The following is an 815-nucleotide window of genomic DNA, read 5'->3' as shown; positions in this document are numbered from 1 at the left end:
TTCCACCCGGTTCCGGTCAGCCGGCACCGTGCGCAACGGACAACAATCGGCCCTTGCTCACGATGTGATCGACCTGATGGATGCGCTGCACATCCCCAGCGCCATCCTCGGTGGCTACGACTGGGGTGGTCGCACCGCCAATGTCGTTGCCGCTCTGTGGCCACAGCGGGTGACCGGGTTGGTCGCCGTCAGCGGTTACCTCATCGTCAACCTGGCGGCCAACGTGCAGCCGTTGCCGCCCAAGGCCGAATACGGCTGGTGGTACCAGTACTACTTCGCTACCCCGCGCGGTGAACTCGGCTACCGGCAGAACACCAAGGACTTCAACCGGCTGATCTGGCAGAACGCCTCACCGCACTGGCATTTCGACGACAGCACCTACGACCTGTCGGCCGCGGCGTTCGACAACCCCGACCACGTGGCCATCGTGATCCACAACTACCGGTGGCGCCAGAGCCTCGCCCCGGGGGAGGCCCGCTTCGACGAGGACGAACGGCGGCTGGCCGCCAAGCCGCCGATCACCGTCCCGACCATCACCATCAGCAGCGACTTCGACGGACCCGCCAAGGACGGGACCGGCTACCGCGCGCAGTACACCGGCCGCTACGTGCACCGGGTACTCGACGGTATCGGCCACAACGTCCCGCAGGAAGCGCCCGCACCGTTCGCCGCAGCGGTCAACGACGTCCACCGGATGGGGTGAGCCAGTCGGCGATATTGCGCACGTAGTCCTTGAAGGCCTCCAGGTGCGAGGAGTCGTCCTTGATACCGCTCCCCGGCGCCTCGGTGACGAAGGTGGGTGCGCCGCGGCCGAC

General features: G+C 66.9%; 1 protein-coding gene. It reads left to right on the top strand.

The window, feature by feature from the left end; all coding sequences use genetic code 11:
* Window positions 1-703 (top strand): alpha/beta fold hydrolase (locus H7J86_RS00035; RefSeq protein ID WP_267288598.1); only part of this gene is annotated, 703 nt, incomplete at its 5' end.
* Window positions 704-815 lie beyond the last annotated feature (112 nt).

The organism is Mycobacterium hackensackense, from assembly GCF_025822555.1.
In the GTDB taxonomy this organism is placed as follows: Bacteria; Actinomycetota; Actinomycetes; order Mycobacteriales; family Mycobacteriaceae; genus Mycobacterium; species Mycobacterium fluoranthenivorans.
This window is presented reverse-complemented; position numbering and strand designations above follow the sequence as displayed.